The following is a 7,509-nucleotide window of genomic DNA, read 5'->3' as shown; positions in this document are numbered from 1 at the left end:
TTGACGCCATGGTTCAGATTGAAACCGCGTCTTTTCATTAACGCAAATGTTGACCCACAGAGTGCATATCACGAGCGCATTGACCGCTCTGCGCGCGGGTGGGGTGATTGCCTATCCGACGGAAACCGTTTGGGGATTAGGGTGTGATCCAGAAGACGACAACGCAGTGGCCAGAGTGATGGCCATCAAGCGGCGTTCGGACAAAAAAGGTCTGATTCTTATCGGTGCGCACATCGATGACTTTCAACTCTGGGTAGCGCAGAAATGGTTGGCGTGGATCGAGGCGCAGGCGCCCGCGCGACCTACGACTTGGGTGGTGCCCTGCTTGCCATCAACGCCCGTTTGGTTGACAGGAGGGCGTCAGACGTTGGCTGTACGGCTTGTCAGGCAAGGGCCTGCGGCCGAGCTGGCTTCTCGGTTCGGCGCGTTGGTGTCCACCAGTGCCAACCTGAGCGGCCATCAGACATTGACGCATCTTTGGCAGGTGAGGCTCCGGCTTGGCCGTTGGCTCGATGCCATTGTTCCGGGTCAGCCTGGTGGCACGCGGCCGAGTCGGATAGTTGATGTGTGTACGGGCAAGGTTTTGAGAGACTGACAATGACAACCATTCATATCGATCGAATCACAAATTATTTTACTTCACTTCAGGCCACGATTTGCGAGGCACTCGAGTCGCTGGATGGCGATGCGCGTTTTCAACAGGATGTCTGGACGCGCGCGGCAGGCGGTGGTGGCATCACCGCCGTACTGGAAAATGGAGGCTTATTTGAAAAGGCTGGGGTGAACTATTCGTACGTGAGTGGCGAAGCAATGCCTGCTTCTGCGACGGCGCAACGACCACAACTGGCTGGGCGCGCTTTTCAGGCCACCGGGGTCTCTTTGGTGTTGCACCCACGCAACCCTTATGTGCCAACCACCCATATGAACGTTCGGTTTTTCATCGCCGAGAAAGATGGTGCCGACCCGATTTGGTGGTTCGGCGGCGGTTTTGACCTGACCCCTTATTACGGTTTTGAAGAAGACGTGGTGCATTGGCATCGTGTCGCGAAAGACGCATTGATGCCGTTTGGGGAAGCGTGGTATCCCAAATTCAAACAGTGGTGCGACCAATATTTTTACCTGCCACATCGCCAAGAAGCACGCGGTGTGGGTGGTATTTTCTTTGATGATCTCAATGAGCCGGATTTTGAAACCTGTTTTGCGCTGACGCGCAGTGTCGGTGAGCACTTCTTGCCTGCTTACGTCCCCATCGCGGAACGCCGTCGAAGCATGGCATATGGCGAGCGAGAACGTCAGTGGCAAAAGATTCGGCGAGGCCGCTACGTCGAGTTTAATTTGGTGTGGGATCGTGGCACGCTCTTTGGCTTGCAGTCAGGTGGGCGTACCGAGTCGATTCTTATGTCGTTGCCGCCAGAGGTCAGTTGGCGGTATCAACACGAACCTGAGCCGGGAAGTGCCGAAGCGTTACTATTGGAGTTTTATCTCAAACCTAGGGACTGGCTAGACGAAACCGGCCAAAATCAATAGGACGTTCGCCTTAGGCATCCGCGTGATATTGCTTAAGATGCCCTGACGATCAGCACAAACCTTGCCTAGGCAACGTGTCGCTTTGAACACTGCGGGCGTCGGTTGTCACCCGCGTACCGCGGGCGACACCGGCCAGTCTTGGCGTTAAGCCAAAGAACGCTCATTTAGGACAATGCTTTTTCGTACCATCGCTTTGTCCGGTTGACAACAGCGACCGCCAACAACATGACTGGCACTTCGATCAGCACACCCACCACTGTGGCTAGGGCCGCGCCGGAAGTGAAACCAAAAAGGGTGATGGCTGTCGCCACCGCCAGCTCAAAAAAGTTACTGGCCCCAATCAGTGCTGAAGGGCCGGCAATGCAGTGGGGCGAGCCTAGCCATCGATTGAGCAGATAGGCAAAGCCGGCATTAAACAACACCTGCACCAGAATGGGGACAGAAATCAGGGCGATGATGAGTGGTTGTGCAAGGATTTGTTCGCCCTGATAGCCAAACAGGAGTATCAATGTCAGCAACAAAGCGCCAATGGAGATTGGGCCGAGGCGTTCAATGGTGTGTTGTAAACGCTGTTCGCCATTCGATTTCTGCAGCACTATCCGGCGCCAGACATTGGCGATGATCAGTGGCACAACAATATAAAGCACCACCGAAAGGAGTAGCGTTTGCCAAGGCACCGTAATGGCGCTGACGCCGAGCAACAAACCCACAATTGGGGCAAAGGCCACAATCATGATGAGATCGTTGAGCGCCACTTGTGTCAACGTAAAGTGTGGCTCCCCCCGCATGAGATGACTCCAGACAAAAACCATTGCGGTACAGGGCGCGGCCGCGAGAATTACGAGCCCCGCGATGTAGCTCTGAATTTTGTCAGCGGGCAGATAATCGCGGAATATCCAGGCGAGAAAAACTGTGCCAAAGAGCATCATCGAAAATGGTTTCACCAGCCAGTTGATAAACAGTGTCGCGCCAATACCGCGCCAGTACTTTTTGACTTCTCCGAGCGCGCGCAAATCGATTTTGATGAGCATTGGAATGATCATGAGCCAGATCAAGACGGCCACTGGCAGGTTGATCTTGGCAATCTCCATGCCAGCCAGTGTCTCAAACAGGCCTGGAAAGTAGTGGCCAAGCGCGATGCCAACCAGAATGCAAAGGGCTACCCAGAGGGTGAGCCAGCGTTCAAACCAGCTTAGTGCAGCCGTTTGTGAATGGGTGTTGTCGGTCATCATGATGTCTCCTTCGAGAGCTCTGAAATCAGTTGTTCGACGCGACGGCGAATGTCATCTCGGGTTTGGCGGAATACCGCCATGATGTGCGCTTCATTGCCTTGGGCGCGCGCCGGATCTTCAAGCGGCCAGTGGCGTTTACGTGTGCCTGGTGGAAGAATGGGACAATGTTCATCCGCGTGGCCGCATACGGTGATGACAAGATCGGCCCAGGCCAACATGGCATCGGTCAGCACTGTAGAGGCTTGTGCACTGATATCCACCCCGGCTTCTTGCATTACCGCGATGGCGCGTGGATTCTTGCCGTGTGCTTCAATGCCGGCGGATTGCACCTCGGCCACATGGCTGCCCAAGGCGCGCAGCCAACCTTCTGCCATTTGCGAGCGGCAAGAGTTGCCAGTACAGACAAAGAGGACACGTACTTTGTTATGCATCATTTACTCCGAGGTATTGAGGCATTCAATGCGCTTGACATCAAGGTGGAGCGATTGGTCTTGATGTTTGGCGATGACGGCCAGCACTTCCTTTGCCCAACGAGGTAATTCGGGATGAAAACGGTAATAAATCCATTGCCCTTGGCGACGGTTGGCGACAATACGTAAATCGCGGAGCAGTGCCAGATGTCGGGAAATTTTAGGCTGTGTGGTGGCGAGCGCTTCGGTCAATTCGCACACACACAATTCATTGGCTTGCTGTATGGCAAGGAGTATCCGTAGTCGAGTGCCATCGGACAGCGCCTTAAAAAAGTCTTCAATTAACATATCTGGACATCCGTATATGCGTATAATCAGATGGTAGCATGTCGAACCGGCGAAGCAAAGCCATGACGGTCTTGGCTAGCGTGAGTGGTTCGATAGAGGGAGTGAGATGGTCACCAAAAGTCCGCCCAACGGATGGTTTCGTACGGACAGTTTGCCATGGTGCGCCGCCACGATCCGGCGTACAATCGCCAACCCTAAACCGCTGCCCGTCTGTCCAGAACGGGCCGTGTTGCCGCGCTGGAAGGGCTGAAACAATCGCTCGATCTGGTCGTCCGGGACACCGGGGCCGTGGTCGCGCACTTCAATGGTGAACCAGTGTTTGTCATGGTCGGTCGAAATTTCCACCGGACCATCGCTGTAGCGGAGCGCATTCTGGACAACGTTTGTCAACATTCGCTTAAAGGCAAGAGGGCGCAACTTTGTTTTGGCCAGTTTTCGCGTGTGTTGCACAAATCGATCGTGTTCGTTAAAACTCTCCAGCACTTGATGGATCAATTGATCCGGTTGGCACCAAATCCAAGGTTCCTCACGTCCTTCACGGACAAAAGCGATAAATTGCTCGATAATGGCATTCATTTCTTCGGCATCGCGCACGATGTCATCGCGCACATCTTTCAACTCGTCTGGCAAAAATTCCGCAGCGAGGCGAATGCGTGTCAGGGGAGTGCGGATGTCGTGTGACACGCCGGCCAATAACAGAGCGCGATCTTCTTCTAGCTGATGAATATTGTGGGCCATTTGGTTGAACGCGCGAGTCAGTTCACGGAATTCGCTCGCGCCGGTTTCTTTCAATTGGCCGGGGACGTCGCCTCGGCCCAGTTCGCGCACGGCAAATTGTAATTTTTTGAGGGGCTTGGAAATCAGTAGCGTCAAGAACCAACCACCCAAAACACTCAGAATGCCGATAGCCGTTAAGTAAATAATGAGAGGTGATGGATAATTACGCTGAAAATTAGCCAGAGGCAGACGGATCCACTTGTCCGGATGTTTTGGCGCGCGCACCCACAAATATTGTGAATCACCTTCTTGGATGAGGACATCCGTCTTGGCTTCGAGGTAGCGTGCCATCAGCTGGGTCAGACTTTGATAATAACGCGCCTGCAATAAACCTTGCTGAACAGCCACTGCGTATGGGTAGACACGGATACCTGTAGTTTGCATATAGGTTTCGCTGACGTCGTCAGGTAATTCATTTTCAAGATCCATGACGACAAACTTCACTTGCGTCGACATCACGCGCAAAATTTGCTGCCAGTGGGGCCGAATCACATAGTTAGTGACTGAAATGTAGGTAATGATTTGATTGATCAGCAGTAGCCCGGCGATGAGCAGGGCGATCCGTGCAAAAATACTTTTCGGGACAAGGCGCATGAGCGTTATTACTAATCGGCGTCAGGCACAAAGACGTAGCCAACCCCCCACACCGTTTGAATATAACGCGGGGCACTCGGATCGGGCTCAATCAGTCGCCGCAACCTTGACACCTGCACATCGATGCTACGTTCAAGGGCGCTGTATTCGCGACCCTTGGCGAGATGCATGAGCTTGTCACGGGACAGCGGTTGGCGAGGATGCGACACAAGGACTTTGAGTACGGCGAATTCCCCAGACGTAAGAGGGACCGGTACTCCGTTGCGTTTCATTTCTCGCGTGGCGAGATTGAGAGTAAATTCTCCAAAACACACTTCACCTTCGTCCTGAGCTGGTGCACCTGGTACCTCGTTGGGGCTTCGGCGTAGCACGGCCTTGATTCGGGCAAGCAGTTCACGCGGATTGAAGGGCTTTGGCAGGTAATCGTCCGCACCGAGTTCAAGGCCAATGATACGATCGACCTCATCACCTTTTGCGGTGAGCATAATGATGGGTATGGCGTTTTCCTCTGCTCGAAGGCGTTTACAGATGCTGAGACCATCCTCGCCGGGCAACATCAGGTCGAGCACAATCAGGTGAAACATTTCTCGTGACAGCAGGCGGTCCATTTGCTCAGCATCGGCAGCGCTTCGAACATAAAAGCCTTGTTCTTTAAGGTAACGTTCCAACAATGCGCGCAGGCGCAAATCGTCATCGACCACTAAAATTTTCGTCTGAGTTTGCTCAGTCATGCGTTCTTTCTTTTATGGTGTTACGAGGGCCACGTTCGCCGGCATAGATTGCGGCGTGCGCATTGCTGTCATTTGTGCCGCGCCAACCCCGGTACATCCCCGGTGTGTTAAATGAAAACACAATGTTGCCGCTGGCATCAAGGCCAATGATGCCGCCATCCCCCCCAACTTTGCGCAGCGTGTCCTGAATCACATCGTCAGCGGCGTGTTGGAGTGTTTTACCTTGGTATTTGACACGCGCACATATGTCATAGGCCACGGCATAACGAATGAAATATTCACCATGCCCTGTTGCAGAAATCGCGCAAAAAGGATCTTGTGCGTAGGTGCCAGCCCCAATAATGGGGGAATCACCAACACGTCCCCAGGCTTTGTTGGTCATTCCGCCAGTGGATGTGGCAGCCGCCAGATGACCGTTGGCGTCGAGCGCCACAGCGCCCACGGTACCTACTTTGTCCCGTATCGCTCGCGACAGCCCAAGTTTTTGTTTGCGCATGGCATTCAGCCACTGTTGGTGGCGAAAATCCGTATCAAAATAATGATTGTCAACCATGGGCAACCCCATGTGTCGGGCAAAGTCATCGGCGCCTTTGCCCGCAAGCAGCACATGAGGCGAATGGGTCATCACCGCTCGTGCTGCCAAAATTGGGTTTTTCACGGTGGTGACACCTGCCACTGCGCCCGCACTCAGGTCGGCACCGGACATGATAGAGGCATCCAGTGTATGTGTGCCATCTGCCGCATAAACTGCGCCTCGGCCAGCGTTAAACAGTGGCGAGTCTTCCAAAATGACTATGGCGGCCGACACGGCATCAATGGCGCTGCCTTTGTTTTGCAAAATACGATAGCCAGCGTCAACCGCTTTCTTTAATGTGGCGCGGATTGCCTTTTCCTTGGCAGCAGACAGCTGCTTTTTCTCGATGGTGCCGGCACCACCATGAATGGCAATGGCAATCGGACGCTGTGCCTTCGTGTATGGGACGGTGCAGATCATCAAAGACAACACAATCATAAGGTGACGCATCATGTGACTCCGTAAGTTTTTTGATCAGAAAGGGACGAAAACATCGCGCGAGTAAGAATCTCCTGAGTAAAACTGGCGCGCAGGTAAAAACCGCGTGGCAAAGTTAGGATTTTTTCACCGTTGGCGTTGTGACTGGCCGTCAAGGCCTGCCCGTTTGGACCCTTGGGACGGATTTGCAATACTTGCCCAAGTCGTCCGTCAATGCGATCAATGTGACCAGTGGCGATCAATTCGGTGAGCTCCTCGAAATCACGGCGGATTCGGGCCCATTGTGACGCGCTGGGTTGCCAATAAAATGCCTGACCAATCTGTCTTTGTCCTGGCGGCCAGTTGCGCGCCCCGATAATAGGCACGAACAAAACCTTACGAAGCTTTGCGGCCACCACTGAGTTGTCAAAACTTACCTGCGCCAGTTCCAGCAGGGGCGCCATGCACACATAGGTGGATTCTAGGGGGCGCCCTTTCAGACTCACAGGCAATGTCTTTAACTCAATGCCGAGCTCGGGGAAATCCGGCTGTGCCTTGGAGGCTGATTGGGCGTTAAGCCACCGCTCGAGCAACTGTCCCATCCAGCCCTTGTTGCTCAGCAAATTGGCTGGCGTTCTTTGACCGAGCCTTGAGGCCAGATCGGCCACCGTCAATCCGGCGACTTGATGGGCTCGACGGAGTAATTGGGTTTCTGGGGACATGCTTTTGGCTTTTTGCATGAGGCTAGCATGGCAATGTCTTGTTGTCCATGCAAGGCACATTGAATGGTGCTCAGGCATCATGTGGGCATGGAATGGCCAAACCACACCGACACTTGTTCGATGACTTTATCGTTCAAATATTTTGTCTCAGACGAGCATGACACTTGGTGATAAACT

General features: G+C 53.6%; 9 protein-coding genes. 2 read left to right on the top strand and 7 right to left on the bottom strand.

The window, feature by feature from the left end; genetic code table 11:
• Nucleotides 1-46: 46 nt before the first annotated feature.
• Nucleotides 47-595 carry a tRNA threonylcarbamoyladenosine biosynthesis protein RimN gene (locus D6694_09740; GenBank protein RMH40773.1) on the top strand — a complete coding sequence of 183 codons (549 nt, stop codon included), beginning with the start codon at nucleotides 47-49 and terminating at the stop codon, nucleotides 593-595.
• Between the two features lie 2 nt (nucleotides 596-597).
• Nucleotides 598-1,527 carry an oxygen-dependent coproporphyrinogen oxidase gene (locus tag D6694_09735; GenBank protein ID RMH40772.1) on the top strand — a complete coding sequence of 310 codons (930 nt, stop codon included), beginning with the start codon at nucleotides 598-600 and terminating at the stop codon, nucleotides 1,525-1,527.
• 164 nt (nucleotides 1,528-1,691) lie between these two features.
• On the opposite strand, the gene arsB is transcribed toward D6694_09735, so the two are convergent.
• The 7 genes from arsB to mutH form a co-directional block, all read right to left on the bottom strand.
• Entirely contained in the window at nucleotides 1,692-2,756 is a 1,065-nt protein-coding gene (gene arsB / locus D6694_09730; GenBank protein RMH40776.1) for an arsenical-resistance protein, read from the bottom strand.
• Complete coding sequence (gene arsC, locus D6694_09725) at nucleotides 2,756-3,190, bottom strand: arsenate reductase (thioredoxin) (protein ID RMH40775.1); 435 nt, start codon at nucleotides 3,188-3,190, stop codon at nucleotides 2,756-2,758. Before arsC ends, arsB begins: the two co-directional genes overlap by 1 nt.
• A 3-nt stretch (nucleotides 3,191-3,193) precedes the next feature.
• Nucleotides 3,194-3,517 carry an ArsR family transcriptional regulator gene (locus D6694_09720; GenBank protein RMH40771.1) on the bottom strand — a complete coding sequence of 108 codons (324 nt, stop codon included), beginning with the start codon at nucleotides 3,515-3,517 and terminating at the stop codon, nucleotides 3,194-3,196.
• A gap of 75 nt (nucleotides 3,518-3,592) precedes the next feature.
• A complete protein-coding gene (gene envZ / locus D6694_09715; protein RMH40770.1) occupies nucleotides 3,593-4,888 on the bottom strand; it encodes a two-component system sensor histidine kinase EnvZ in 1,296 nt (431 codons plus the stop codon).
• 11 nt (nucleotides 4,889-4,899) lie between these two features.
• The gene (ompR, locus tag D6694_09710) at nucleotides 4,900-5,619 is read right to left on the bottom strand and encodes a two-component system response regulator OmpR (protein ID RMH40769.1); all 720 of its coding nucleotides are present in this window, start codon (nucleotides 5,617-5,619) and stop codon (nucleotides 4,900-4,902) included.
• Nucleotides 5,612-6,643 carry an isoaspartyl peptidase/L-asparaginase gene (locus tag D6694_09705; protein ID RMH40774.1) on the bottom strand — a complete coding sequence of 344 codons (1,032 nt, stop codon included), beginning with the start codon at nucleotides 6,641-6,643 and terminating at the stop codon, nucleotides 5,612-5,614. The genes ompR and D6694_09705 overlap by 8 nt, the downstream gene beginning before the upstream one ends.
• Entirely contained in the window at nucleotides 6,643-7,350 is a 708-nt protein-coding gene (gene mutH, locus D6694_09700; GenBank protein RMH40768.1) for a DNA mismatch repair endonuclease MutH, read from the bottom strand. Before mutH ends, D6694_09705 begins: the two co-directional genes overlap by 1 nt.
• Nucleotides 7,351-7,509: the final 159 nt, after the last annotated feature.

Source organism: Gammaproteobacteria bacterium (assembly GCA_003696665.1).
Taxonomy (GTDB): Bacteria; Pseudomonadota; Gammaproteobacteria; order Enterobacterales.
This window is presented reverse-complemented; position numbering and strand designations above follow the sequence as displayed.